The sequence below is a fragment of the Steroidobacter cummioxidans genome (genome assembly GCF_003104955.1).
Window position 1 is genome coordinate 1 of the sequence record NZ_LSRW01000009.1, and the last position, 25,507, is coordinate 25,507.

The 25,507-nt window shown below is 61.7% G+C and carries 23 protein-coding genes, 1 tRNA gene and 1 pseudogene; 13 read left to right on the forward strand and 12 right to left on the reverse strand.

All coding sequences use genetic code 11. The features are described from left to right. Together D0550_RS35430 and D0550_RS06015 are read left to right on the forward strand one after the other, a co-directional pair. Positions 1 to 244, forward strand: a 244-nt coding sequence (locus tag D0550_RS35430) for a hypothetical protein (RefSeq protein WP_206606117.1), incomplete at its 5' end; no start/stop codon positions are given. A 216-nt stretch (positions 245 to 460) separates the two neighbouring features. Next, positions 461 to 1,120 (forward strand): TetR/AcrR family transcriptional regulator, encoded by a 660-nt coding sequence (locus tag D0550_RS06015; protein WP_161965660.1) that lies wholly within the window; start codon positions 461 to 463, stop codon positions 1,118 to 1,120. Positions 1,121 to 1,173: 53 nt separating this feature from the next. On the opposite strand, the gene D0550_RS06020 is transcribed toward D0550_RS06015, so the two are convergent. After that, entirely contained in the window at positions 1,174 to 1,914 is a 741-nt protein-coding gene (locus D0550_RS06020; protein WP_206606118.1) for an AraC family transcriptional regulator, read from the reverse strand. Positions 1,915 to 2,327: 413 nt separating this feature from the next. On the opposite strand from D0550_RS06020, the pseudogene D0550_RS35845 reads away from it, so the two are divergent. Next, positions 2,328 to 2,738 (forward strand): annotated as a pseudogene (locus D0550_RS35845) (alpha/beta hydrolase fold domain-containing protein). Between the two features lie 85 nt (positions 2,739 to 2,823). On the opposite strand, the gene D0550_RS06035 reads toward D0550_RS35845, so the two are convergent. Genes D0550_RS06035 through D0550_RS06045 form a run of 3 tightly spaced genes read right to left on the reverse strand, consistent with a single transcriptional unit; the run spans position 2,824 to position 5,527 of the window. Then, positions 2,824 to 3,195, reverse strand: coding sequence for a response regulator (locus D0550_RS06035; RefSeq protein WP_116808219.1), 372 nt, complete (start codon positions 3,193 to 3,195; stop codon positions 2,824 to 2,826). Positions 3,196 to 3,197: 2 nt separating this feature from the next. Continuing rightward, a complete protein-coding gene (locus D0550_RS06040) occupies positions 3,198 to 4,730 on the reverse strand; it encodes a DUF7125 family protein (RefSeq protein WP_174842473.1) in 1,533 nt (510 codons plus the stop codon). Positions 4,731 to 4,765: 35 nt separating this feature from the next. Next, positions 4,766 to 5,527: a sensor histidine kinase gene (locus tag D0550_RS06045; RefSeq protein WP_206606119.1), complete on the reverse strand. Its 762-nt coding sequence runs from the start codon at positions 5,525 to 5,527 to the stop codon at positions 4,766 to 4,768. Between the two features lie 170 nt (positions 5,528 to 5,697). Between D0550_RS06045 and D0550_RS06050 the strand changes: the two genes are divergently transcribed. Continuing rightward, positions 5,698 to 6,564 (forward strand): class I SAM-dependent methyltransferase, encoded by an 867-nt coding sequence (locus D0550_RS06050; protein WP_116808220.1) that lies wholly within the window; start codon positions 5,698 to 5,700, stop codon positions 6,562 to 6,564. 248 nt (positions 6,565 to 6,812) lie between these two features. On the opposite strand, the gene D0550_RS06055 is transcribed toward D0550_RS06050, so the two are convergent. The 7 genes from D0550_RS06055 to D0550_RS06085 all read right to left on the reverse strand — a co-directional run bounded on the left by D0550_RS06055 (position 6,813) and on the right by D0550_RS06085 (position 13,130). Continuing rightward, positions 6,813 to 6,903 (reverse strand) — tRNA-Ser (locus tag D0550_RS06055). A gap of 161 nt (positions 6,904 to 7,064) precedes the next feature. After that, on the reverse strand, positions 7,065 to 7,283 hold the full coding sequence (gene csrA / locus D0550_RS06060; protein WP_116808221.1) for a carbon storage regulator CsrA: 219 nt from the start codon (positions 7,281 to 7,283) through the stop codon (positions 7,065 to 7,067). 350 nt (positions 7,284 to 7,633) lie between these two features. Further along, on the reverse strand, positions 7,634 to 10,270 hold the full coding sequence (gene alaS, locus D0550_RS06065; protein ID WP_116808363.1) for an alanine--tRNA ligase: 2,637 nt from the start codon (positions 10,268 to 10,270) through the stop codon (positions 7,634 to 7,636). A gap of 24 nt (positions 10,271 to 10,294) precedes the next feature. Then, entirely contained in the window at positions 10,295 to 10,921 is a 627-nt protein-coding gene (locus tag D0550_RS06070) for a regulatory protein RecX (RefSeq protein WP_206606121.1), read from the reverse strand. Then, positions 10,908 to 11,927, reverse strand: a complete 1,020-nt coding sequence (recA, locus tag D0550_RS06075) for a recombinase RecA (protein WP_116808222.1) — start codon at positions 11,925 to 11,927, stop codon at positions 10,908 to 10,910. The genes D0550_RS06070 and recA overlap by 14 nt, the downstream gene beginning before the upstream one ends. Before the next feature lie 157 nt (positions 11,928 to 12,084). Then, positions 12,085 to 12,615, reverse strand: a complete 531-nt coding sequence (gene thpR / locus D0550_RS06080; RefSeq protein ID WP_161965662.1) for an RNA 2',3'-cyclic phosphodiesterase — start codon at positions 12,613 to 12,615, stop codon at positions 12,085 to 12,087. A gap of 8 nt (positions 12,616 to 12,623) precedes the next feature. Continuing rightward, positions 12,624 to 13,130 carry a CinA family protein gene (locus D0550_RS06085; protein ID WP_116808365.1) on the reverse strand — a complete coding sequence of 169 codons (507 nt, stop codon included), beginning with the start codon at positions 13,128 to 13,130 and terminating at the stop codon, positions 12,624 to 12,626. A 158-nt stretch (positions 13,131 to 13,288) separates the two neighbouring features. On the opposite strand from D0550_RS06085, the gene mutS reads away from it, so the two are divergent. Continuing rightward, positions 13,289 to 15,856, forward strand: coding sequence for a DNA mismatch repair protein MutS (mutS, locus tag D0550_RS06090; RefSeq protein WP_116808224.1), 2,568 nt, complete (start codon positions 13,289 to 13,291; stop codon positions 15,854 to 15,856). Between the two features lie 42 nt (positions 15,857 to 15,898). On the opposite strand, the gene D0550_RS06095 is transcribed toward mutS, so the two are convergent. Beyond that, entirely contained in the window at positions 15,899 to 16,558 is a 660-nt protein-coding gene (locus D0550_RS06095) for an esterase/lipase family protein (RefSeq protein WP_153067064.1), read from the reverse strand. Positions 16,559 to 16,655: 97 nt separating this feature from the next. Here D0550_RS06095 and D0550_RS06100 point away from each other — a divergent pair, with 97 nt between their 5' ends. The 8 genes from D0550_RS06100 to D0550_RS06135 all read left to right on the forward strand — a co-directional run bounded on the left by D0550_RS06100 (position 16,656) and on the right by D0550_RS06135 (position 25,287). After that, the gene (locus tag D0550_RS06100) at positions 16,656 to 17,564 is read left to right on the forward strand and encodes a 3-keto-disaccharide hydrolase (RefSeq protein ID WP_206606122.1); all 909 of its coding nucleotides are present in this window, start codon (positions 16,656 to 16,658) and stop codon (positions 17,562 to 17,564) included. Positions 17,565 to 17,588: 24 nt separating this feature from the next. Continuing rightward, a complete protein-coding gene (locus tag D0550_RS06105; protein WP_116808226.1) occupies positions 17,589 to 18,719 on the forward strand; it encodes a Gfo/Idh/MocA family protein in 1,131 nt (376 codons plus the stop codon). A gap of 12 nt (positions 18,720 to 18,731) precedes the next feature. After that, a complete protein-coding gene (locus tag D0550_RS06110) occupies positions 18,732 to 19,634 on the forward strand; it encodes a sugar phosphate isomerase/epimerase family protein (protein ID WP_116808227.1) in 903 nt (300 codons plus the stop codon). A gap of 88 nt (positions 19,635 to 19,722) precedes the next feature. Beyond that, positions 19,723 to 20,328, forward strand: a complete 606-nt coding sequence (locus D0550_RS06115; protein WP_116808367.1) for a 3-keto-disaccharide hydrolase — start codon at positions 19,723 to 19,725, stop codon at positions 20,326 to 20,328. A 157-nt stretch (positions 20,329 to 20,485) separates the two neighbouring features. Further along, positions 20,486 to 21,760, forward strand: coding sequence for a nucleoside permease (locus tag D0550_RS06120; protein WP_116808228.1), 1,275 nt, complete (start codon positions 20,486 to 20,488; stop codon positions 21,758 to 21,760). 36 nt (positions 21,761 to 21,796) lie between these two features. Beyond that, on the forward strand, positions 21,797 to 22,819 hold the full coding sequence (locus D0550_RS06125) for a LacI family DNA-binding transcriptional regulator (protein WP_116808229.1): 1,023 nt from the start codon (positions 21,797 to 21,799) through the stop codon (positions 22,817 to 22,819). A gap of 43 nt (positions 22,820 to 22,862) precedes the next feature. Further along, on the forward strand, positions 22,863 to 24,644 hold the full coding sequence (locus tag D0550_RS06130; protein ID WP_116808230.1) for a GMC family oxidoreductase: 1,782 nt from the start codon (positions 22,863 to 22,865) through the stop codon (positions 24,642 to 24,644). A gap of 1 nt (position 24,645) precedes the next feature. Beyond that, a complete protein-coding gene (locus D0550_RS06135) occupies positions 24,646 to 25,287 on the forward strand; it encodes a gluconate 2-dehydrogenase subunit 3 family protein (RefSeq protein ID WP_116808231.1) in 642 nt (213 codons plus the stop codon). Positions 25,288 to 25,507 lie beyond the last annotated feature (220 nt).

The window sequence follows — 25,507 nt, forward strand, 5'->3', positions numbered from 1 at the left end:
GCAGCGTCAGATGTGTATAAGAGACAGGATCAGTTACTTACCAGATCCCACCGAACCCTTTGCCGAGCCATCCGCTGACATTCTCGGGCGCATTCGCCGCGAGGGCGCGCATCCTACCACAACAATCGGCAGATGCAGCTACTCTGTGCTGGAAGGCCGCAAAATTCTTTGCCCCGCCCGCCACCAGCCCGCGCGCGCCACGCACCCTCGCGAGTGCGTCGCCACGCCCGTGTCGACCCAGTGAGCGCAATCGCTCGCATCGNATNGATGATGGCGAACGCACCGACGGTGCGCACGCGCGCGAGTGTCGACGATCTGTACAAATGAATCGCCAGCAGCGACTGGCGAATTTTCCGACAGCATCACAGCACAGCGATTGATTGCGATGACTGTCGTTCTGCCTCATCATTCACCGGCTTTTTTGCACGAGTATCGCTGAGGGAAGTTTATGGCTGCGCGGGTGAGCGCCTCGAAGGCAAATAAGAAAACGGAAGTGCAGTCGCACAAGCATGAATTACGAACCGAGGTTCAGGAATTCAAGCGGCGGCGGATTCTGGAGCAATCACGTGAGTTGTTTTTTGCACAGGGCTATGAAGCGACCACTCTCGACACGATCGCTGCCGAGCTGAAAGTCACCAAGCCTTTCTTATATTCGTACTTTCGGAACAAGAGCGAGATCCTCAACGCCATTTGTGAGATTGGCATCCGCTCGCCGCTCGGCGCGCTCGACGAGGCTCTGGCAACCAAGCTGCCGCCTGGAGAAAAACTGCGATTGGCGATCGAGCGCGTGACTTCGGCGGTGCTGCTGAATCAGCAGTGCATCGTGGTATATCGGCGCGAGGAAATGAATCTCGAGCCCGAGGAATGGCAGGTGCTGACCGACCTGAAGCTGGAATTCGATCGCAAGCTGTCCGCGTTGCTGATGGAAGGCGCGAAGCGCGGCGAATTCACATTCGACGATCCCGATTTCACCTCGCTGTCGATCGGCGGCCTGCTCACCTGGGCGGCGCTGTGGTGGCGACCGATGGGCCGCTGGTCACAGACCGATGTGGTCATGCATATGATCCGGAACGTGGAGCGCATGGTCGGCCGCAAGACTCGCCCCGCCGGCGCGATGTGACTGTCATACCAGCAGACAACGCCGGGCACGCCGACTGAGTCACGTCCGCGGATTCAGTTTTGTTCGCTGATGTAACGCGTCGGCGCGGCGCCGAACGCCTTGCGAAACATTGCCGTGAAGGCGCTTGGACTGTTGTAGCCAACATCGAAGGCCACCGCCGTCACCGGCTCGCCGGTTGCCAGCCGTGACATCGCTTCCATCAACCGCACGTGCTGGCGCCAGGTAGCAAAGCTCATCAGCGTTTCGCGACGAAACATTCTTGTGAACGTGCGACGCCCCATGCCTGCGATGCGCGCCCAATCATCCAATGTATCTGCATGCGCCGGATCTTCGAGGATCGCGCGACACACCTTCAGCAAACGCGGATCCTGAGGCATCGAAATATCCAACGGAATGCTCGGCGCGCTCGCGATCTCATCCAGGATCAGTCTCATCACGCGACCATCGCGACCTGCTTCGTCGTATTCGACAGGCATGCGCACAGCGGCGATGATCAGTTCACGCAGCAGATCGGACACTTCGAAGACGCGGCACGCTGCGGGCAGATCGCCTCGCGCGCGCTCATCGATATAGAGGGTGCGCACCGACACGTGGCCACGACAGGTCATCTCATGCGCCACACCGCTGGGAATCCACAGCGCACGCTGTGGCGGCAAAATATAACTGGCGTGGTCGGTGGTCACCGAAGCCACGCCGGAAATCGAGTACATCACCTGCGCGCGTTTGTGCGAATGTCGCGGCTGCACCGTGCCCGCTTCGTATTCGTCAGCCACCGCGGCGACTGGGCGGGGCACATCCTGATAGTCAATGCTTTGCGTGCTGCGCGGGACCTCACCAGGCGTTCCGTTATTGGAGGCCGCCCCACGATCGAGTGGGCCTTCAGCAGCGCCGCGGCGCTGGCCCGGACGAGATGAATGCTGCTCCATCGGCGACGGCACACCAATAGCTGACTGGTACCTTGCGCTAGCAGTGATACCACAAAATCGACCGGGTAGACATTACGCAAGCACGGAGCTCGAGCATTGCCAGACCCAACCAACACTGTCATCTGCGCGCGCGGTGCCGTCCTCGATCCCGACATTCGCCAGTTCGTTGCCAGAATGAGTGCACCCTTCGCCAGTCACCCTGATTTCAACGGCTTATCTTTTCCAGAAATGCGACGCGCCTGCGAGCGAGTTCGAGCACCCTGGGCGGCGCGCGCCCGATCATGGCGCAGAGAATCGAGCACACGATCTCAACACCGCCGGGCGACGTGCGCGTGCGCATCCACAACCCGTCAGTGCGCGCAGAAAAGCGGGCACTCATCTATTTGCATGGCGGTGGTTGGACCACATTCAGCATCGATACCCATGATCGCTTGGTGCGCGAGTACGCAGATCGAGGCGACAGCGTCGTCATCGGCGTCGACTACGCGCTATCGCCGAAGTGAAATTTCCCGTGGCCCCAACAAATCGCTGCGGTAGTGCGGTGGACTCGTCAGCACAGTGCGGCACCGGGCATTCACCGCGATCGGATGGCTGTGGGTGGTGATTCGGCTGGCGGCAATCTCGCGATCACGCCTGCATTGAGCTTACGAGATGAAGGCGACGTGGCGGCAAACTGCCGCCAGCGTTCATAGTCATTCCCGAATGTGACATGCCCACCGAACAGAACTGGCGGCTCGCCAGACAACTCGAGCAAGCCGGCGTGAAAGTCACAAATGCCTACCGGCGGGCAGACTCCTCCAGCAGCTGCGCGACCGTCTTCAAGACGGCCATGGCGCGGAATGGCTTGCGAAGGAAGCTGTTGTAGTCGGTGCAGGTCTCGCGCACCGCCGCTTCTTCCAGGGAGCTCATCATGATGATGGGAATCTTGGCGAACGACGCGTTGTTACGAATCGCCGCCAGCGTCTGGGTGCCGTCCATGATGGGCATCATGTAGTCGAGCATGATGAGATCGGGCGTGAGCTCGCTCAGGCGCGCCAGGGCCTGCTTGCCGTTGATCGCGGTGGCGACGCGATACCCCTCGTCTTCGAGGATGGACTGCAGCACCTCGGCGACGCCGAACTCATCATCGACGACTAGCACGGTTTGCATGCCTATGCCTTACCGCGACGTCGAGCGGCGGCGCGTCGTCCTTTAGCTTGCTTCTTTGGGCGGCTCGGCGCGGCAACGGCGTCGGGACGCTCCGTGCCAAATCCAGACAGGACGCCTTCGGCAGTCTTGAAGCTATCGACGAACCGCAGGCCCTGGTCTCCGATCTCGAACTCGCGCAGCTTGGGATCGAAGCCGCCACCACGCACCTTCATGATCGAGATCAGGCGGCGCAGGCGGCCCTGATACTCCGAGTAGCGCAGCAGGATCATGTTCTCGGTGACGGCGGAAATGCCGGTGGCCGGCACCAGCAGCTCCGGTCCGATCAGATTCTGAGTTTCCATGGCGCAGACCGTGGTGACGCCCAGGCTGCGCAACTCATTGGCCACGGCGGCGAAGAACGGTGTGAGCCGCTCGTGCGTCTCCGCGGTGCCGGCGAACCCGCCCCAGCCGTCGATGAACAGGCGCTTGACCTTGCGACGGCGGACCGCGTCGATCAGCTCGTTGCCCAGCGCATCCAGGATGCGCTCGAACGGCGGCCGCCACAGAACCTCCAGATGACCTGCCGCGACTTTCGACTTCAAGTCGATGCCGATGAGCCGCGCGTTGGCAACCAGCCGTTCTGGCGACTCGTAGAAGCCAAAATGCAGGCCGGGCTCGGCCTTGCTCGAGCCCTGCAGGAATGCCGTGCCAAGCGTGGTCTTGCCCGAGCCCGAGGGCCCCAGCACCAGCGTCGATGAATCGGCGATCAGTCCCCCGCCGGTCATCTCATCCAGCTGCGCAATGCCGGTAGAGATCCTGTCGCCGTCGGCGATGCCGGTATTGCGCAGAAAACGCGACTCCGGCCGTGGGTGCACAACCAGTCCGTCGTCGGTGATCTGAAAAGGATGCCGGCCGCGCAAGCTGGCGGAGCCACGGAACTTGCGCACCTCCAGCTCGCGCTGGCGGCGTTTTCCGTAGGGCACGTCTTCGAGCGTAATCAGACCATCCACCATGGTGTGTTCCGGGTGGTACTCACCCCTGCGACCATTTGTCAGGAGCAGCGTGCAACACCCAGCGGTGGCGGCGTGTGCCTGCAACTCATGGATGAACTTCCGGAACTCCCGATCCGAGGTGCTGGTTTCCTCGACCGCGATCAAGCCATCGAGAATCAGAATGCTGGCCTCATGAGCGCGCATTTCCCGGCGCAACAGATCCATCATTCCCTTCAGCCCGTTCTCCTCCAGCACGCGGAATGCACTGATGTAGTACACGTACTTCGGGATCAGGTGCGCGTCGTAAAAACTCATCTGCTCCAGATGCTGGAGCATGCGCGCATGATTTTCGGCGAGCAGGGTGACGAACAGCGCGCGCTTGCCCTGGCGGGCGTTCTGAAAGCAGATCTGATTGGCGAGAATCGTTTTGCCGGCACCCGGAGTGCCGCGCACGATGTAAACGGCGCCTTCGAAAAAGCCGCCCTTGAGCACCTCATCCAGTCCGGGCACGCCGGTGGCGATGCGCTCCAAGCCGGGCTCATGACTGAGTTCTTTGTTGTTCACGTGACCGCGTTAGCCCTCGTAGTCCAAGCGTATCCTTACGCGATTTTAGCGTGAGCCATCACGTCGCGTGGCAGTCTTACAATGAATGTCGAGCCGCTGCCTGGCTCGCTTTGCAGCGCCATGCTGCCGCCTTGGGCCTGCACCAGCCTGCTCGACAGCCACAACCCGATGCCGAAGCCGCCGCTGCGCGGTGCGCCGGAAGCTCGCTGGAAGCGCTGAAAAATTCGCTCGCGATCGGCGGGCGCGATGCCGATGCCGTGATCGATTACGCGCAATTCCACCCACTCCGGATCGCTCTCCAGCTCGACTCGCACTGGCTTGCCGTCGCCGTAGCGAATCGCATTGGACACGAGGTTGTCCAGAATCTGCTCAGTGGCCAAGTGATCCCAAGTCCCATCGACGGGACCGGCCAGGTCGCAGCCCAAGGTCGAGCCCGCATGGCCGGCCAGTTGCTCGTACTTGCGAATGCAGGCTCGCACCAGCTCACATAAGTCGAACGCGGTCGGCTCGAGTCGCACGTCCTCGGCGTTCAGGCGAGTGATCTCCAGCAGCGTAGTTGCCCTACGCACATAGTGATCGACCGCGACTTCCAGTGTCTCCAGTCCCTGGAGCAGCGCCGGCGAGGCCCGCTCACGCCGCGCACGCGACAACAGTAGCTGCACCTGCCCGACGATGGGCGTCATCGGGTTGCGCAGTTCGTGAGCAGCGATGGCGATGAACTCATCCCGGGCTGCAATCGCCGCGCGCAACTCCTCGATGAGGCGCTCCTGATCAGCGGTGGGCGATGGAGTGGTCATCCCATCTGTTTGTCCTGGTAAAACGTGCGCGGGATTATAGGCAGGCAGTCTTGCAGCGCGCGCAGATTTATCGAGTCAGATAATTTCCGACACACACATAGGTTAAGCTCGCGAACCCACACGGCTGTATATGAGAATCCGGCCGTATCCCCGATAGAGAGTGAGTGACGATGTGTTTTCGGCGACTGTGGCTACACGCCAGTCGCACCGTCTGGTGCCTGCTTGTATTCATTGCTCCATTGAGCACGGTCGCAGCCGAAACTCACGCTGGCTGCGAGCAACAGTTCGCCCCTCGCAGCGGCGAACCCGGTAAGGACGTGATGTGGGTCGCGACCATCGACGAGGTGGTCACGGCCATGCTGCGCGTGGCCGGCGTCACGAACCGGGATCGAGTCATCGATCTGGGCTCGGGCGATGGCAAGATTCCGATCGCTGCCGCCAAGCAGTTCGGCGCCAGTGCGCTGGGCATCGAATACAACCCGCAGCTGGTTCAGCTCGCCGAATGTCACGCGCGCGTCGAGCAGGTCACCGATAAGGCGCAGTTCCAGCAAGGCGACATATTCCAGATCGATTTCAGCGACGCGACCGTGCTGACGCTGTATCTCGGCCCCACCATCAATCTCAAGCTGCGCCCGACCATATTGAACATGCGACCGGGCACGCGCGTCGTGTCCAACAACTTCGACATGGGCGAATGGCGTCCGGATGAAGTGCTCGAATCCGACGTCGGCAATACCCGCGCCTTGCTCTGGATCGTGCCGGCACAGATTGCGGGCGAATGGCGCTTCACGGAGGTCGGCGGCACGACCAGCTTCGATGTCGAGCTTCGGCAAAGCTTTCAATTCATCGAGGCCTTGGCCGCGCGCGGCGAGCGACTGGGCGTGCGTGAAGGCCGCCTGGAAGGCAATCGAGTGGAGCTCGTGGTGCTGGAGCACCAGCCCGTGAGGCTGATCGGCGAAGTGAGCGGCGAGCGGATTCTCGTCGCTGAAGTGAAAGACAGCAGCGTCGTCCGCCGCTACATCGGCACGCGTCGGTGAGCTACTGCTCCGGTAAGGTTGGCGATGTTTGTATCCCTACGAACCGCGGCGAGAGCAGTTGACCTCGCAACAGTTCCGCCCGACGCTTTTTTCGAAAAACGGACGCGTAAGCGCGACTGGGCATTGAGCTGCACGACCGAGCCGTCGGCAAGCGCCAGGATGAGGACGCGCGCGGCGAGAGGGCCTGCGCTGATCAGCGCTGCGCATGGCGCGCTCGACTTGTAACAGATTGTTACAGGTAAAGGGGATGGCGGAGAGTGAGGGATTCGAACCCTCGATGGGCTTTTGACCCATACACCCTTAGCAGGGGTGCGCCTTCGACCACTCGGCCAACTCTCCGGCGCCTGCCTGGGCAAGACGCCCAGGTCAGTGAAGGCCGGCAAGAATACTGGCCGAGGCCCGTCAGGTAAAGGGTCGGACGAAGAACGCGCCCACAGCGTTCAAAGCGACCCTCGCGGGAGTGGCGGGCCACCCCGCGATTGAGCTACTGCGCGAAGATCTCAGGAACCCGCGCCGGTGATCGGACGCTTCGCTGCGCCGCCGCCTGCCGCCTGTTCCTCGCGCTTGATGCGCTCGTAGATCTCTTCACGATGTACGGCAACCTCTTTTGGCGCGTTCACGCCCACACGCACCTGGTTACCTTTGACGCCTAAGACGGTCACTGTGATGTCGTTACCTATCATCACGGTCTCACCGACGCGCCTTGTCAGAATCAACATGGTTCGCTCCTTGCTGTCAGCCGAACGATCAAGTTGCGTTTGCCGGCGGTGGAATCACCGCCCTCCCACAGCGCGCGCACTTTTCATTCGAAATCGAGAGTAGGTCAGCTGCTCGGGTAATGGGGATCGGGATTTCCCTGAATATCGAAATTACCCTCACAAGAAAGACAATATATTTTTTAGTATGTTCGCACTATTCAATTATCGGCGCACCCGAATTTTCCCCAGTATCGAAAAAAACTACTTCGTGGGCATTCGGTTCGACCGACATAATGCGGGCAGCTAAGCAAAGAACTCAGTACACCAGCTTCCTTGCGGGCCTGCAGTTCGCGCAATCACTGTTGACAGTTTCAGGCTGACTTTGCCGTTATTTTGGACTCGATCCAGGAAACGACTGCAGCCAGGGCATCATCCAGCTTCGCCGGATCATTGCCGCCCGCTTGCGCCATGTCAGCGCGACCACCACCGCGACCGCCCACCTGTTGCGCTACGAAGTTGACCAAATCGCCGGCTTTCACCCGCGACGTCTGATCCGCCGTCACACCCGCGATCAGCACGACCTTGTTCGCGTCGTCCACCGACGCAAGCACAATGGCCGCTGAGCTCAACTTGTTCTTCAGCTGATCCACGGCATCGCGCAAGGCTGGCGCATCCGCGCCATCGACTCGCGTAGCGACGACCTTCAAACCGCCGACATCGACCGCGGAGCTCGTCAGGTCGTTGCCTTGTCCACTGGCGAGCTTGGACTTGAGCGCGGCCACTTCCTTTTCCAGCTTGCGGCTGCGATCCAGCAGCTGTCGGACTTTGTCCTCGACATCGTCGCGGCCCGCTTTCACCAGCGAGGCCACATCGCGTAGCACACGATCGGTCTGCGAAATCCATTCGTACGCGCCCTGTCCCGTGACAGCTTCTATGCGCCGAATGCCCGCAGCCACACCGCCTTCGCTGACGATCTTGAACAAGCCGATGTCGCCAGCACGGCTTACATGGGTGCCGCCGCACAGCTCGGTGGAAAATCCGCCAAAGCTCAGCACACGCACTTCATCCTCATACTTCTCGCCGAACAGAGCCATTGCCCCTGAGGCCACTGCCGCGTCGTAGGGCATCAACTTGGTCTCGGCGGGCGCATTCGCACGGATTTCCACGTTCACCAGCGCTTCGATCGTCTTCAACTCTTCCGGCGTGACTGCCGCGAAGTGCGCGAAGTCGAAGCGCAGACGGTCGGGCGCGACCAACGAGCCCTTCTGTGTCACATGCGCGCCCAGCACTTTGCGTAAGGCTGCGTGCAACAAATGCGTGGCCGAGTGATTGGCCATCGTCGCGCGACGACGCTCTCCGTCCACGCGAGCTTCGATACGAGCACCGACACGCAACTCGCCTTCTGTTACGCGGCCCACATGCGCAAATGCGCTGCCGATTTTTTGGGTATCGACAACTTCGAACGCAACATTAGGACCGGTCAAGACGCCTGTGTCACCCACCTGGCCGCCGCTTTCGGCGTAGAAAGGCGTGTGATCGAGAATCACCTGACCTTGCTCACCCGCACGCAGCACGTCGACGCGTTCTTTGCCTCGAAGCAACGTGACGACAGTGCCCGCATCGACCAGGTTGTCGTAGCCGCTGAAGTTGGTCTTGTCGTCCAGCGACACGCCGGCGCGCAAATCGACGCCGAATTTGCTGGCAGCCTTGCTGGTGTCGCGCTGGACCTGCATGGCCTGCTCGAAGCCGGCCTCGTCGATCGTGAGGCCACGCTCGCGCGCGATGTCCGCGGTGAGATCCGACGGGAAACCAAAGGTGTCGTACAGCCGGAACACCGTTTCGCCCGGAATTTCCTTTTTGCCGCCAAGTCCGGCGATTGCCTGATCCAGCAACACCATGCCCTGCGACAACGTCTCGGCGAAGCGCTCCTCTTCCTGCTTCAACACGCGCTCGATCTGCGCTCGTTGAGTGCGCAGCTCGGGATATGCATCGCCCATTTCCTTTTCGAGCGCGCCCATCAGGGTGTAGAAGAACGGCTGCGTCTGGCCGAGCTTATAACCGTGACGAATCGCACGGCGAATGATGCGACGGAGCACATAGCCGCGACCTTCGTTCGACGGGAACACGCCATCGGCCACGAGGAATGAACATGCGCGAATATGATCGGCGATGACGCGCAGCGAGCTCGCAGACAAATCCTTGGTGCGGGTCGCCTCTGCGGCCGCCTCGATCAGATTGACGAACAGATCGATCTCATAGTTCGAGTGCACGCCCTGCATGACGGCAGCGGTGCGCTCGAGGCCCATGCCGGTATCGACCGAAGGCTTCGGCAGCGGCGTGAGCTGACCGTCGGCCGAGCGATCGAACTGCATGAACACCAGATTCCAGATCTCGATCCAACGATCGCCATCGGCGTCCGGCGAGCCCGGCGGACCGCCCGGCACATCGGCGCCGTGATCGTAGAAAATCTCCGAGCACGGACCGCACGGGCCGGTTTCGCCCATCTGCCAGAAGTTGTCCGAGCCGCCACCCGGCTTGTCGCCGATGCGCACGATGCGCTCCGCGGCCACGCCGACTTCTTTGTTCCAGATGTCATAGGCTTCGTCATCGGTGTGATACACAGTGACCATCAGGCGCCGCGGATCGATGCCGAGATACTGCTTGCCCGTTACGAAATCCCACGCGAAGCGGATGGCGTCGCGCTTGAAGTAATCGCCGAAGCTGAAGTTACCGAGCATCTCGAAGAAGGTGTGATGCCGGGCCGTGTAGCCGACATTCTCGAGATCGTTGTGCTTGCCGCCGGCGCGCACGCAGCGCTGGGAGCTGACCGCGCGGCTGTAGTTGCGCTTGTCCTTGCCTAAAAATACATCCTTGAACTGCACCATACCGGCGTTGGTGAACAGCAGGGTCGGGTCGTTGCCCGGCACCAACGAGCTGGACGCCACGATCTGGTGGCCACGCTCACGGAAAAAGTTGAGGAACAGCGCGCGAAGGTCGGCGCTCGACAGGCGCTTGGCAGTCATGAGGAACCGTCAGGGGTGATCCGGATCGCATCCTCCGCCCGGATCACTGTCCTTTTCCGGCTCGATGTCCAACACATCATCGAGATGGGGATCGAACTTCAGGGCGGCGCGGATTTGATCGCTGTTAAAACCGCGATATTGAAGGAACCGCGCCTGCTTTGCACGCTCGCTCGGGGTTTTAGGCAGGGCTACACCGAACTTGCGGCGCCGGACCTCGGCCGCCAGTCCGTTCCAATCCTGCTCGCCGCCAGCAATTTCCTGCTGGATCTGCGAGTCCGTAATGCCCTGCTGACGCAGCTGCGCCCGGATTCGCACTGGCCCCTGGCCGCGCCGGGCATGGTGGTGGACATAATTCGTGGCGAAGCGCTCGTCCGAGAGCCACTTTTTCTTGCCCAGCTTGTCGAGCACGCTGGCGATGCTGCTTTCGGGATAGCCCTTCGCCGCCAGCTTGCGCTTCAACTCCTCGGTGGAATGCTCACGACGCGATAACAAGCGCACCGCGGCAATCTCGACTTCCTTGTCCTGCTTCTTGGCGCGCTCGGCCCGCTCTTCAGGAGTTAGCGCCTCATCGTCGACCGCGGGCAGCCCCGCGGCCTCGAATAGTTCGCGCGTGCGACTGGTCTTAGACCGCCTCACCCTTCACTGCCTTGGTATCCGGCAACAGCTTTTCGCGAATCTTGCCTTCGATCTCGCGAGCGATCTCGGGATGCGTCTGCAGGAAGGTGCGGGCGTTCTCCTTACCCTGACCGATGCGCTCGCCGTTGTAGCTGTACCAGGAGCCCGACTTCTCGACCAAGCCCTGCAACACGCCGATATCGATGATCTCGCCGTTACGCGAAATGCCCTGGCCGTACATGATTTCGAACTCAGCCTCGCGGAACGGCGGCGCGACCTTGTTCTTGACCACTTTGACGCGCGTCTGGTTGCCGACCACTTCCTCGCCACTCTTGATGGCGCCGATGCGGCGGATGTCGAGGCGCACCGACGAATAGAACTTGAGCGCATTGCCGCCGGTGGTGGTCTCGGGGTTACCGAACATCACGCCGATCTTCATACGGATCTGGTTGATGAAAATGACGATGGTGTTGGAGCGCTTGATATTACCGGTGAGCTTGCGCAGCGCCTGCGACATCAGGCGGGCCTGCAAGCCGACGTGCGTGTCCCCCATTTCGCCTTCGATTTCGGCCTTCGGCGTCAGCGCCGCGACCGAGTCGACCACGATCACGTCGACCGCGCTGGAGCGCACCAGCATATCCGTGATTTCCAGAGCCTGCTCGCCGGTGTCCGGCTGCGACACCAACAGTTCCTGCACGTTCACACCGAGCTTCTCGGCGTACACCGGATCGAGCGCGTGTTCCGCGTCGACGAAGGCCGCCGTGCCGCCGGCGCGCTGAGCTTCGGCGATGACCTGCAGAGTCAGCGTGGTTTTACCTGAGGATTCCGGACCGTAGATCTCGATGACTCGGCCGCGGGGCAGTCCGCCCACGCCGAGCGCGATATCCAGGCCCAGCGAGCCAGTGGACACCGCTTCCACATCGTAAGTGGCGCTGGCGTCGCCCAGACGCATCACCGAGCCCTTGCCGAACTGCTTCTCGATCTGGCCAAGCGCGGCGACTAGCGCCTTCTTACGATTTTCTTCCATCGGAGGACCTGTCGATAGATTGGATGTTGATTAGTGGCCTGCAGCTGCGGCGCCAGTATTCACCTACTGAACGCTCGAAACTGGGGAATATCTGTATATTTGCACAGTTATTCGCGCTCCGCCACTGTCGGCGCCGGTGTAGGCGTCATTGTAACGATCAGCGCAGCGGCCAGCGCTCCAGGATCGAGTACTGCGAGCCGCTGGCATCGGAAACCGATTCGACCAGCACGAACTCGTTCACCTGCTGGCGCAATGTTTTGATTTTCTGGGGTTGCAGGCTGCGGGGCAGGTCGCGGGCCAGCGTGATGTGCGGGATATAGGGGCGTTCATCCAGTTGCTTCAGCTGGCTGCTCAGACTGGCGCGCAGGCCTGCTGCCAAGGCAATCGCGCTGGCCGGCGGTCTCGACGTGGTGAGACACAGCACTCGGCGGCCCCACGATTCGATGCCATCGAAATCCAGCGCAAATGCCGCACTGCCGGCCCAGCCCTCGCCGGCTTGCTGAATGACCGCAAAACGCTGGTTCGGAATCTGGCCGAGAAATAACAGGGTGACGTGGAAATTCCGTGGCGATATCAGCCGTCCGCCACTCGCTCGGGCCGCAGGAAGGGTGGCTGCTTCGAGCTCTGCGCGAAACTCACCACCCGGCCACAGCGCGAAGAACAACCGCTGCTGGGCAGGACGGCCCACCGCCGACCTCAGGGCTTCCGCTGCAGCTGACTCAACTCGCGCAGAACTCGCGCCACGGACTGACGGCGAATTGCCTCACGGTCTCCGGTGAATGTCTCCAGCGCAACCCGGGTCTCTATTTCATGCCCCTCTTTCCAGGCCCAGCCAAACCACACCGTCCCGATCGGTTTGCCCGGCTGCGCGCCCGCAGGGCCGGCGATACCCGTCACCGCCAGCGCTATGTGACCGCCAAGCGTTTCCAGCGCGCCGATCGCCATTTCTCGAGCCGTCGCCTCGCTGACCGCTCCATGTGACGCGAGCGTCGAGGGCCGCACTCCGAGCAAGGATTGCTTCAGCGTGTTGCTATACGCCACCACGCCGCCGTCGTACCACGCCGAACTGCCCGCAATATCGGTCAACAGCTTGGCGACCCAGCCGCCGGTGCACGATTCCGCCGTCACCAGGCGCCGCTCGGCGTCCAGCAGGTCCGCGCCGGCCTGGGTGGCGAGGCGCTTCAAATCGTCATCGCTGTTCATGCCATGCATGCTTCAGGGTCCTGGGGATGAACGTCAAGCTGGGCATATCCGGATTCGCACAGGCACAATTCCGTCCTTTGTCGCCCGGGCTTGGGCCACTGTCGGCTCGAGACCTGATCTGCCTTCCATAGCGTCATAGAGAGTTAGTCACTTAAGCGATGTCCGCCGCCCTGGAATCCCACACCCCGTCCATGCAGCAATACCTGCGCCTCAAAGCGCAGTATCCGAACGAGCTGCTGTTCTATCGCATGGGCGACTTCTACGAGTTGTTCTTCGACGATGCCAAACGGGCCGCGCGCCTGTTGGACATCACCCTGACCGCGCGCGGGCAATCGGGCGGGCAGCCAATTCCCATGGCCGGCGTGCCGTATCACAGCGCCGAGTCCTATCTTGCGCGACTGGTGCGCAAAGGCGAGTCCGTCGCCATTTGCGAACAGATCGGCGATCCAGCGAAATCGAAGGGGCCGGTCGAGCGTGCAGTGGTGCGCGTCGTCACACCGGGCACGGTCACCGATGACGCCTTCCTCGATGCGCGCAAGGACAATCTGCTCGCGTCGCTGTATCGCGAAGGTCAGCGCTTCGGCCTCGCGTGGCTGGAGTTGTCGAGCGGTCGCTTCAGTGTGATGGAAGCGGCCGGCGACGAAGGCCTCGCCGCCGAGATCGAGCGTCTGCGACCGGCCGAGCTGCTCGTGCCCGAATCGGGGGCGCCCGCGGGCATCACGACACACGTGCGCGAGCGCCCGCTGTGGCACTTCGATTTGGAAACATGCACGCGGATGCTGTGCGAGCAATTTTCGACGCGTGATCTTTCCGGCTTCGGTTGCGCCGAATACTCGCTCGCGATTCGCGCGGCGGGAACATTGCTTCAATACGTTCGCGACACGCAAAAGGCTGCACTGCCGCACCTGCGCGGCCTGCGCACCGAAGAACGCAGCGAAGCCGTGCTGCTCGACGCTGCCACTCGTCGCAATCTCGAACTGGATGTGAGTTTGACGAACCGGCCTGAATGCACCGTGTCGGCTGTGCTCGATCAAACCGCGACGGCGATGGGCGGTCGCGAATTGCGCCGGTGGCTCAATCGGCCGCTGCGTGATCGCGGTGCTGTTGAATTGCGGCTGCAGGCGATTTCGACATTGATCGATCGCGCGCTGTACACGCAGTTGCACGATCTGCTCAATCACGTGGGCGACATCGAGCGCGGCCTTGCCCGTGTCGCGCTGAAAAGCGCGCGCCCTCGGGATCTGGCGCAGCTGCGTGATGCGCTCGGACGTTTGCCTGAATTGCAGCAGCTGCTGGCGAACATCGACTCTCCGCTCCTGCGTGAGTTCGCTTCGCAGGCGGGCACCTATCCCGACCTCCACGACGTGCTCACACGAGCCATCGTTGAATCGCCGCCGCCCATCCTGCGCGAAGGCGGCGTGATCGCTCAGGGCTACGACGCCGAGCTCGATGAGCTCAAGCTCATCAGCGAGCATAGCGATCAATATCTGGTGCAACTCGAAGCGCGCGAACGCGAGCGTAGCGGCATCGCGAACCTGCGACTCGGCTACAACCGGGTCTCGGGCTACTACATCGAGATCAACCGCAGCTTCGCCGACAAGGTGCCCACTGATTATCACCGTCGTCAGACGGTGAAGAACGCCGAGCGTTACATCACGCCAGAGCTGAAAGAGTTCGAAGACAAGGTGCTCGGCGCGCGCGACCGGGCGCTGGCTCGTGAGAAACAACTTTATGACGCGCTGCTCGATGTGCTGATCGCCAAGCTCGCCGAGCTGCAAGGCTCCGCCGCGGCGCTCGCAGCACTCGACGTGCTATCGAACCTGGCCGAGCGCGCAGTGAACTTGCGTTACGCGCAGCCGGAGCTTTCCGACGATCCGGTGATTCAGATCACCGAGGGCCGTCACCCCGTCGTCGAGCGCTTCATCGATCAACCGTTCGTGCCCAACGATCTGCGTTTGAACACCGATCGGCGCATGCAGGTAATCACCGGCCCGAACATGGGCGGTAAGTCGACCTTCATGCGCCAGACCGCGCTGATCGTCATCCTCGCTCGCATCGGCAGCTATGTCCCCGCCACCGCGGCGCGCATCGGACCGATCGATCGTGTGTTCACTCGCATCGGCGCCTCGGACGATCTCGCCGGCGGCCGCTCGACCTTCATGGTGGAGATGACGGAAGCGGCAAACATTCTGAATAACGCGACCAACAACAGCCTGGTGTTGATGGATGAGATCGGTCGCGGCACGAGTACGTACGACGGCCTGTCTCTCGCGTGGGCGTGCGCGAACCACATCGCTCGTAGCGTGCGTGCATTCACGCTGTTCGCGACGCACTACTTCGAGCTCACATCGCTCGCGCAGGACTTGGACAATGTCGCGAACGTGCACCTCGATGCGACCGAGCACGGCGAGAAGCTCATCTTCCTGCACACGGTGAAGGAGGGTCCGGCGAATCAAAGCTACGGTCTGCAGGTTGCAGCGCTGGCCGGCGTGCCGCCCAAAGTTATCGGCGCCGCGCGCAAATATCTGCACGAGCTGGAGCGCCGCTCGGCAGCCGCGCAAGGAGTGAAGCCGCAGGGCGAATTGTTGCTGGAGTTCCCCGACGACGAGGAAGAGGAGGAACACCAAGCCGTCGCTGCCCTACGCAGCGTCGATCCAGACTCGATGACACCTCGCGAAGCGCTCGACGCGCTGTACAGGCTGAAGAAGCTGGCCGCGGAAAAATGAGTCAGTAACACCGGGCGGCGATGCGCAACGCGCTCGCCGCCGTCAGCGGCGAAACACGCCGGTTCGCAAGAACCAACCCGCCTGTTCCGCCACTTCCGCCGAGAACAGCATTCCCGTGTGCGACGTCGACAAGGTGATGTGATCTTTCGCGCCTGGCAGCAGGGTCTCTTCCACGAGCACCGTGCCGTCATGATCCGCGTTCAGATCGGCAAACAATCGCCCCAGTCCCAACCCCATCGAGCCCGCGACTACACCAACGTCGCGATGCCCACGCCACTCGCGCGGCGCGACCTCGACACACTCCGCATTCACCGCCGCGCCGAGAATCGCTTTACCAAATGGAAGAATACGCGCGACCCCCTGCGCTGCCCTCGATCCTTGCAGCGGCGTGCCCAGCAACACTGCTCGTCCCGGCGGCAAATCGTCAGTAAGTTGTAACGCACGCAGGATCACGAGACCGCCGAGGCTGTGACCGACGAAATGCAGCTCCGGCACCTCCTGCGCTTGCGCAAAATCCACCAGGGCGCGCACGTGATCGTTCATCGTCCCGGTGAGCGACGGATAGGAAAACGCGACGGCGCGAAACTGCCCGTCCGCTTCGAGCCGGTGCTTCAGCACTCGCAGCTCGAAGCCCGACATCCACAATCCATGGACCAGCACGACGGTGGCCGGCTGAATCCGTTGCTGCGAATCGTTACTCAAGTCGCCATTGCCCTTGACAGCGGTGACAGCTATGGTCGCAGCGTGCGCCGATGGGACGCAATAGAAAACTCATGACTCGATCAGGACATTGGGGGACATGATGCGGACAGCGAAGATGCTGACGATGGGGTGCGTGCTGCTCGGCATGTCATCCGCGTTCGCGCAATCCCAGGCGCCGCCCGCACCTCCCACCGTCCCGGCTGGCGACTGGATCGAGTTGTTCAACGGTCGCGACCTCACCGGCTGGACCCCGAAAATCTCCAAACATGCACTCGGCGAGAATTTTGCCGATACGTTCCGGGTAGAGCGCGGCCTGCTGCAGGTTCGTTACGACAAATATCGGAGCTTCGACAGCCAGTTCGGCCATCTGTTCTACCAGACGCCGTACAGCTACTACCGCCTGGTGGTCGAGTACCGCTTCGTCGGCGAGCAGGCCAAGGGCAATCCCGGCGCCTGGGCATTTCGTAACAGCGGCATGATGATCCACTCGCAGGATCCGAAGACCATGACGCGAGATCAGGACTTCCCGATTTCCATCGAAGCGCAGCTGCTCGGTGGCAAGAGCGACGGTAGCGCGCGCCCGACCCTGAATGTCTGCACGCCGGGCACCGAGATCGTGGTCGATGGCAGCTTGTATCCCGAGCATTGCCTGAACTCGGGCTCGCGCACCTACGACGGCGATCAATGGGTACGCGTCGAGTTGCTGGTGCTCGGCGCCGGCCAGATCACTCACCTCATCGATGGTCAGAAGGCGCTCGAATATGCCCTGCCGCAATTCGGCGGCGGTGTCGTACACAACCATGATCCGGCCGCGCAGCCCACCGGCAAGCTGATCGAAGGCGGCTATATTTCCTTGCAGAGCGAGTCGCATCCCATCGACTTTCGCAAGATCTCACTGCTCAACCTGGCCGGTTGCATGGACCCCAAAGCCGGCAACTACCGTGCTTACTACGTGAAATCTGAGCCGGCGACGTGTCAATATGCGCGCCCGGCCGCCACTCCCTGAACCCCTTTTCGAGCGCTGACAGCCATGTCCAAACCCCTTCGTGCGGCAGTAATTGGAACCGGTTTCATCGGCAGAGTTCATGTACGTTCTGCACGGCTCGCCGGCGCGGAGGTCGTGGGTGTCGCCGCCTCTTCGCCACAGCGCTCGGCCGAGGCGGCGAAGTCGATGGATGTTCCCCGCGGCTTTGCGTCCGGGCTCGAAGCGGCACGAGACAAGGACGTGGATGTCATTCACATCTGCACGCCCAACTCGCTGCACATGGAAGTCGCGAAAGCGGCGCTTGAAGCCGGTAAGCACGTCGTCTGTGAGAAGCCGCTCGCCACGTCGTTGCAGGATGCTCGGGTATTGGCCGATCTCGCGAAAAGCAAAGGCCTCGTCGGCACGGTGCCGTTCATCAATCGCTATCACCCGATGGTGCGCGAAGCCCGCGCACGCGTGCAGCGCGATGAAACCGGCAAGCTGTATTTGATTCAAGGCTCGTATTTGCAGGACTGGCTCATGCAGGCCGGCGATTCAAACTGGCGCGTCGACGCGACTGCGGGCGGCAAGTCACGCGCGTTCGCGGATATCGGCTCGCATCTTTGTGACGTGCTCGAATGGATCACAGGCGAGCGCTTCACCTCACTGATCGCCACGCTCGGCACGCCGATTGCGCAACGCTCGGCGGCTGCGAGTCGCGTCGCGTTTCAAGCCAGCGGCGAAGTGAAGGAAACAAAGGCCGTCGACACCGAAGACGTCGCGTGCCTGATCCTGCGCACCGATCGCGGCACGCTCGCGACACTGACGGTCAGCCAGGTCTCGGCGGGCCGTAAGAATCGCTTGTGGTTCGAGCTCGACGGCGCACAGCAGAGCGTCATGTTCGATCTGGAGAGCCCCGAGCAACTGTGGATCGGCCGACGCGAAGGCACGACTTTGCTGATGCGCGATCCATCGCAGTATTCGCCCGAGCAGCAACGGCTCGCCTGGCTGCCCGCCGGCCACGCGCAGGGCTGGGGCGATTGTTTCGAAGCCTTCGTGCGCGATTCGTATGCCGCGATTCGCGGCCAGTCGCACACCGGACTGCCGACGTTCGCCGACGGCGCGCGCTCCATGAGCATCGTGGAAGCCGTCTTGCGCTCCTCCGCCAACAATCAATGGACCGCCATCAACGATTAGGAGAGAACCTTCATGATCACACGTCGCCGCTTTCTCGAGGGCAGCTCGCTTGCTGCATTGGCCGCCATGAGTGGAGTCAGAAGTTTCGCGGCCGGCGCCGGCACCGGTCCGCTGGGCCGCCCGATCGGATTGCAGCTCTACACAGTGCGCGACGTCGCGGCCAAAGATCTGGCCGGCACGCTCGCGAAGCTGCAGGCGATCGGCTATCGCGAAGTGGAGACCGCCGGTTTCTACGGCAAATCCGGTAAGGAAATGCGCAAGATCCTCGCCGACCACGGCATGACCGCGCCTTCCGCCCACTCCAGCATGGGCGATATCCAGAAGGACATGCAGAAGCTGGTCGACGGCGCGGCCGAAGTCGGCGCGCAATACTTCGTCTGCGCCTTCCCCTCGCTGCCCGGGAACAAGCCGGCGTCCGCGGCCATTGCCAAGGAAATCACGCTGGATGACTGGAAGTGGAATGCCGAGCAGCTGAACAAGCTGGGCGAGGTTGCGAAAAAAGCCGGGCTGCAGGCCGGTTATCACAATCACAACATGGAATTCCGCTCGTTCAACGGCGTGACCGCGTTCGATCACCTGCTGCAGTTGACCGATCCGAAGCTGGTTACCATCGAGCTGGATCTGGGCTGGGTGGTCACGGCCGGGCTCGATCCCGCCAGGTTTCTGAAACAGCACGCCGATCGTGTTTCGTTGCTGCACGTAAAGGACGTGCGCAAGGACGCGGTCACCGCAGTGGACGAGGTCAAGGCCCAGACCGTCGAGATCGGTCGCGGCAAGATCGACTGGAAGGGCGTATTCGCCGCCTGCGATCCGCAGCGCCTGAAACACTATTTCGTCGAGCAGGAGAACTTCACCGGCCCGACAGTCGATGCGGTGCGCACCAGCTTCGAGTACCTGAGCGCGCTCAAGTCGTAACGAGCAAAGGAGCCTTCTCATGTTCAATGAATTCAGTCGTGGCGCGCGCGCCGCGTCCTGGGGCGCGGTGCTTGCCGCCACGTGCGCCATGACAGCAAGCGCGGACACCGGTTCGAAGTCAGAGTGGAAGCCGTTGTTCAACGGCAAGAACCTCGACGGCTGGAAACATGTCGGCCCGGGCGAGTTCGTGGTGGAGAACGGCGCGCTCAAGACCGTCGGCGGCATGGGCCTGCTGTATTACACGGGCGAGAAGATCGGCAACGCAGTGATTCGCGTCGTGTACAAGGCACCGGATGACAACGGCGGCGGCAATTCCGGCGTGTTCATTCGCATTCCCGAACAGCCCACGGAACCATGGATGCCGGTGAACAAAGGCTATGAAGTGCAGATCGACGACAGCGACGACGATTGGCATCGCACCGGCGTGTTGTATTCCTTCACCAAGACGCTGGCACAGCCCAAGACCGGCGAATGGAACACGATGGAAATCACCATCGAGGACGAGCGTACCGTCGTTACCGTGAACGGCACCAAAGTCACCGACTTCAAGGAAGGCTCACCGGTCCCCGAGAAGAAAGCGAAACACGAGCCGGATCGCGGCAAGCGCGCGGCCAGCGGTTACATCGGGCTGCAGAACCACAACGATGTGGATGTCGTGTACTTCAAGGAAGTGAGCGTCAGGAAGCTCAAATAACAGCGGACCCGCAAGCGCCGCTGCCTGTGTTTGACAGGCAGCGCGAGTTTCTGCAACCTTCGCGATGTAACCCGTTACAAATTCGAACTCCTAACAGTGGGACCGCGACCTGACGCCGTGTCGGCAGCCACGGCGAACCGGTCACAAAGGGGGGCTCTTGAATCCGATCACTACCCGGCTCAGCGTCATGATGTTCCTCCAGTTCTTCATCTGGGGAGGCTGGTTCGTCACGTTGGGCACCTTCCTCGGTGCGGCCTTCTCTGCATCCGGCGGCCAGATCGGGCAGGCATTCTCGACTCAGAGCTGGGGCGCGATCATTGCGCCGTTCATCATCGGTTTGATCGCCGACCGCTTCTTCAATGCAGAGCGCATCCTGGGCGTACTCCACCTCATCGGCGCGCTGCTGATGTACCTGATGTACAGCTCCAGCAGCTTCGCAGCGTTCTATCCCTATGTGCTCGGCTACATGATCATCTACATGCCGACGCTGGCGCTGGTGAACTCTGTGTCGTTCCGTCAGCTGACCGATCCCGCTGCCCAATTCGGCAAGATCCGCGTATGGGGAACGATTGGCTGGATTGCTGCTGGCCTGTTCATCAGCACGATCGGCTGGGATGCGCAGCAAGCCGTCGCAGCCGACGCGCTACGCAATACGTTCCTCCTGTGCAGCATCGTCTCGCTCATCTTGGGCGTGTACAGCTTCACGCTGCCCGCCACGCCGCCGGTCCGCGTCGCGTCCCAAAGCGTGGTATCGCAGGCTCTGGGGCTGGACGCCCTGCGCTTGCTCAAGGACCGGAATTTCGCGGTGTTCTTTCTGTCATCGGTCCTGATCTGCATTCCTCTGGCGTTCTACTACCAGAACACCAACCTGTTCCTCGCTGAAATCGGCGTGACCAACCCGACCGGCAAAATGACCGTCGGTCAGATGTCCGAAGTGTTGTTCATGCTCCTGCTGCCGGTGTTTCTCAATCGCTATGGCATCAAGAAGACATTGCTCATCGGCATGGCCGCTTGGGTACTGCGCTATGTGCTATTCGCTTTCGGTGCGCAGGATTCGGCACTGGTGCTGCTGATCGGCGGCATTGCTTTGCATGGCGTCTGTTACGATTTCTTCTTCGTCTCCGGGCAGATCTACACCGACTCGAAAGCTGGCGAACAATACAAGAGCTCTGCACAGGGACTGATCACGCTGGCAACGTACGGCGTCGGCATGCTGGCCGGCTTCAAGGTGGCCGGCATGATCTACGATCAGTATGCCCTGACGGGCGGACATGACTGGAAGGCCATCTGGCTGATCCCGGCGGCGCTGGCTGCAGGCGTGTTTGCGTTGTTCGCGCTCGCCTTCAAATCCGAGTCGATTCAGCGCAGCGGCGCGGTCGACGAGATCATCGAAAACAACCCAGCGCACAAGCGCCCGCTGGCCGAGCCATAATGACGCTCAGCCAACAGTTCACCAGCGGAATATCCAGTGTCCTCCAGTCGCGCCACTTCGATCCGTCAGGTCGCCCGTCAGGCCGGCGTGTCGATTGCCACCGTCTCCCGCGCTTTGACGACGCCGGACAAGGTTTCTGACAAAACGCTCAAGAAAGTGCTCGCCCAGGTCGAGCGCAGCCGTTACAAGCCCAACCTGCTGGCGCGCAATTTCCGCAGTAAACGCGCCTTTTCGATCGTGGTGCTGGTGCCGAACATCGCCAACCCGTTCTTCGCGGAAATCATTCGCGGCATCGAGCAGGTCGCGCAACAGCACGGCTACGCGGTGTTGCTGGGGGACACTGAGGGTCGCGAAGATCGCGAGGCTTACTACGTCGGCCTGGTCGAAACGCGTCAGGCGGATGGCTTGATCCAACTGCACCCGCGCTTGCCCAAAGCAGCGCGCGGCGCGAATGGCACGCTCGATATCCCACTGGTCAATGCCTGCGAATACATCGAGGACGCACCCTGCCCGCGCGTCGGCATCGACAATGCCGCGGCGGCTCGTGAAATGACGTCGTATCTGCTGGGTCTGGGCCATCGCCGCATTGGTGTGGTTCTCGGCCCGGATTCGAGCCCGCTCACCAGCGATCGCTTGCGGGGTTACAAGCTCGCGCTGCGCTCGGCAAAAATTTCAGCGGACGACACGTTGATCGCGCAAGGCGACTTTACGATGAGCTCCGGCAAGGCCGCCGCGGAGCAGTTGTTCAATACCCAACGGCCACCGACGGCGATCTTTTGTTTCAACGATGAGATGGCGCTGGGTGCGATCCGCTTTCTCAAGAGCACCGGTCGCCGCGTGCCGCAGGACGTGTCTGTGGTCGGCTTCGACGACATCGAATTCGCCAGCTTCTGCGATCCGCCGCTCACCACGATCGAACAGCCGACGCGCGAGATCGGTAATAAAGCCATGTCGCTGCTGTTCGACATGCTGAACGGCAGCAAACCCGAACCGACAATGCACACGCTGCCGATCAAGCTGATCGTGCGGGACAGCGCGGCGCCGCCGCCGAAACGATAAACCAACTTCAGACCGACCCAGGGCTCACCAAGGGAGGTAGGCCATGCCGCTGATCGACACTGCAGGTTTACAGAAGGAGTACGACGTCATCGTGGTCGGCTCCGGAGCCGCTGGCGGACAGACGGCATACACGCTGACGCTGGACGGCGCGAAAGTGCTGATGCTCGAAGCGGGCCGCAACTACGTGCCCGAGATCGAGACGCCGATGTTTCATACGCCGGACCAGGCGCCGCTGCGCGGCACCTCGACGCTCGATAAGGAATTTGGCTTCTACGATGCGACCGTCGATGGTGGCTGGCAAATTCCCGGCGAGCCCTACTCGAGCGCATTGCCCGACGCAGATAGAGCTTTCTGGTGGTGGCGTGCGCGCATGCTCGGCGGCCGCACCAACCATTGGGGCCGCATTTCACTACGCAACGGCCCGTATGACTTCAAACCGAAGACTCGCGACGGACTCGGCTTCGATTGGCCGATTTCGTATGAAGATGTCGCGCCGTACTACGATAAGGTCGAAATGCTGGTCGGCATCTATGGCGACAATAACAATCTCGAGAATACGCCCGACTCACCCGCCGGTTGTTTGTTACCTCCGCCCAAGGCGCGCGCCGGCGAAGCGCTGATTCAGAAGCATGCGAAGAAAACCGGCGTGCCTGTCATTCCCGTGCATCGCGCGGTGCTGACTCAGCAACTGGACTTCAAGCGCATCCCCGCCCTGCTTCATCCCGGCAATCCTCGCGCGCAGCAAATCGTCGCGGACAGCATGCGCAGCCGCGCGCCGTGCTTCTGGGCGACGGGCTGCGGACGCGGCTGCTCGATCAAAGCCAACTATCAATCGACGACGGTGCACCTGCCACCTGCCATGGCGACGGGCAATCTGGACATTCTTCCCAACGCGATGGTGCGTGAAGTGGAGATGGGGAAGAACGGTCGCGCAACGGGCGTCGTCTTCATCGACAAGACCACGGGCAAGGAAGTGCGCGCCAAGGGCCGGATCATCGTGCTCGCGGCCAGCGCCTGTGAGTCTGTGCGCATCCTACTAAACTCGAAGTCCGCGCAGTTCCCGCAAGGTCTCGCGAACTCCAGCGGCAAGGTCGGCAAATATTTGATGGACACGGTCGGCGCCAGCGTAAGCGGCCAGATACCGTTGCTCGAGGACGTGCCGCCACACAACGAGGACGGCGCCGGCGGCATGCATGTGTATGCGCCGTGGTGGCTCTACAAAGAACAACACGCGGGCAAGCTCGACTTCGCCCGCGGATATCACATCGAAATCGGCGCGGGCCGCGATATGCCCAGCTTCGGCGGTGCATCGGGCCTCGCCAACTACGTCGGCGGCTACGGCAAGAAGTTCAAGCAGGATATGCGGCGCTACTACGGCTCGTTCGTCAGCCTGGTGTGTCGCGGCGAGATGATCCCCAACGAGGACTCGTACTGCGAGATCGATCCGAGCAAGAAGGACCAGTACGGCATTCCAACGCTGCGCTTCCACTGGAAGTGGTCCGAGCACGAGAAGCGCCAGGCCGTCCACTCGCACAAGGCGTTTACCGAGATCATCCAGAACATGGGCGGGCGCGTGACCAGCAAGCAGGATCTGCTCCCCGGCGGCTTCATCATTCACGAAGTCGGCGGCGCCATCATGGGCAGCGATCCGAAGTCCTCGGTCGTGAACCAATGGGGTCAGACTTGGGATGTGAAGAACCTGTTCCTCACCGACGGCGCCCCCTTCCCTTCCAACGCCGACAAGAACCCGACCTTGACCATCATGGCGCTCGCCTGGCGCAGCGCCGACTACATGCTGTCCGCCCTGAAGCGCAAGGAGCTGTGACATGGAAACGAGCAACGATTCGATTCGTGTCGATCGGCGTACCGCTCTGAAGTGGGTGCTCGCCGCGAGCGCCGCTCTGCAACTGCCTGCCGGCGCCGCTCTGGCGCAGGGAACGGCAAAGAGCGCTGCCGGTTACGGCAAGGACCCGAACCTGCTGAAGATCTATCAGGTCGGCGAACTGTGGCCGCTGACGCTCAACGAACATCAGCGGGCAACGGCGACGGTGCTGAGTGACCTCATTATTCCTGCCGACGACGAGTCACCGGCGGCCTCGAAACTTGGCGTCGTCGACTTCATCGACGAGTGGATCAGCGCGCCGTATCCGAACAATCAGAGCGACAAGCCGGTCGTCGTGCAGGGACTGGCGTGGCTCGATCAAGAGGCGCAACGCCGCTTCAAGAGCAATTTCTCCGCGCTGATGGAGAAGGAGCTCGTCGCCATCTGTGACGACATTAGCGCGTCGAAACCGGCGGCGCAGTACGAACAGGCTGCGAAGTTTTTCGCGCGCTATCGCGCCCTCACCGCCGGCGGGTATTACACGACGCCGGTGGGGATGAAGGACCTGAGATACGTTGGAAATGTGGCGATGACGACGTACGACGGGCCACCGCCAGAGGTGCTGAAGAAGCTCGGACTGGCATAGGCGCAAAACACCCGCCGATCCACTGTGCGTTCACTGTGCACGCGCCGGCTTCGCGTGCACATTAACGATACGTCGGCTGTGCATGAAATTGTCTCGCCCACACGTCCCCGCTCGGTTCTGCGCTCGGCACGACTGAAATCGATCGTGATCCGCTCGCCACGCGCATTGAAATTTTCAGCTCAGCCTTGGCATGCATTCTGCTTTCACCCGCGGGACAACG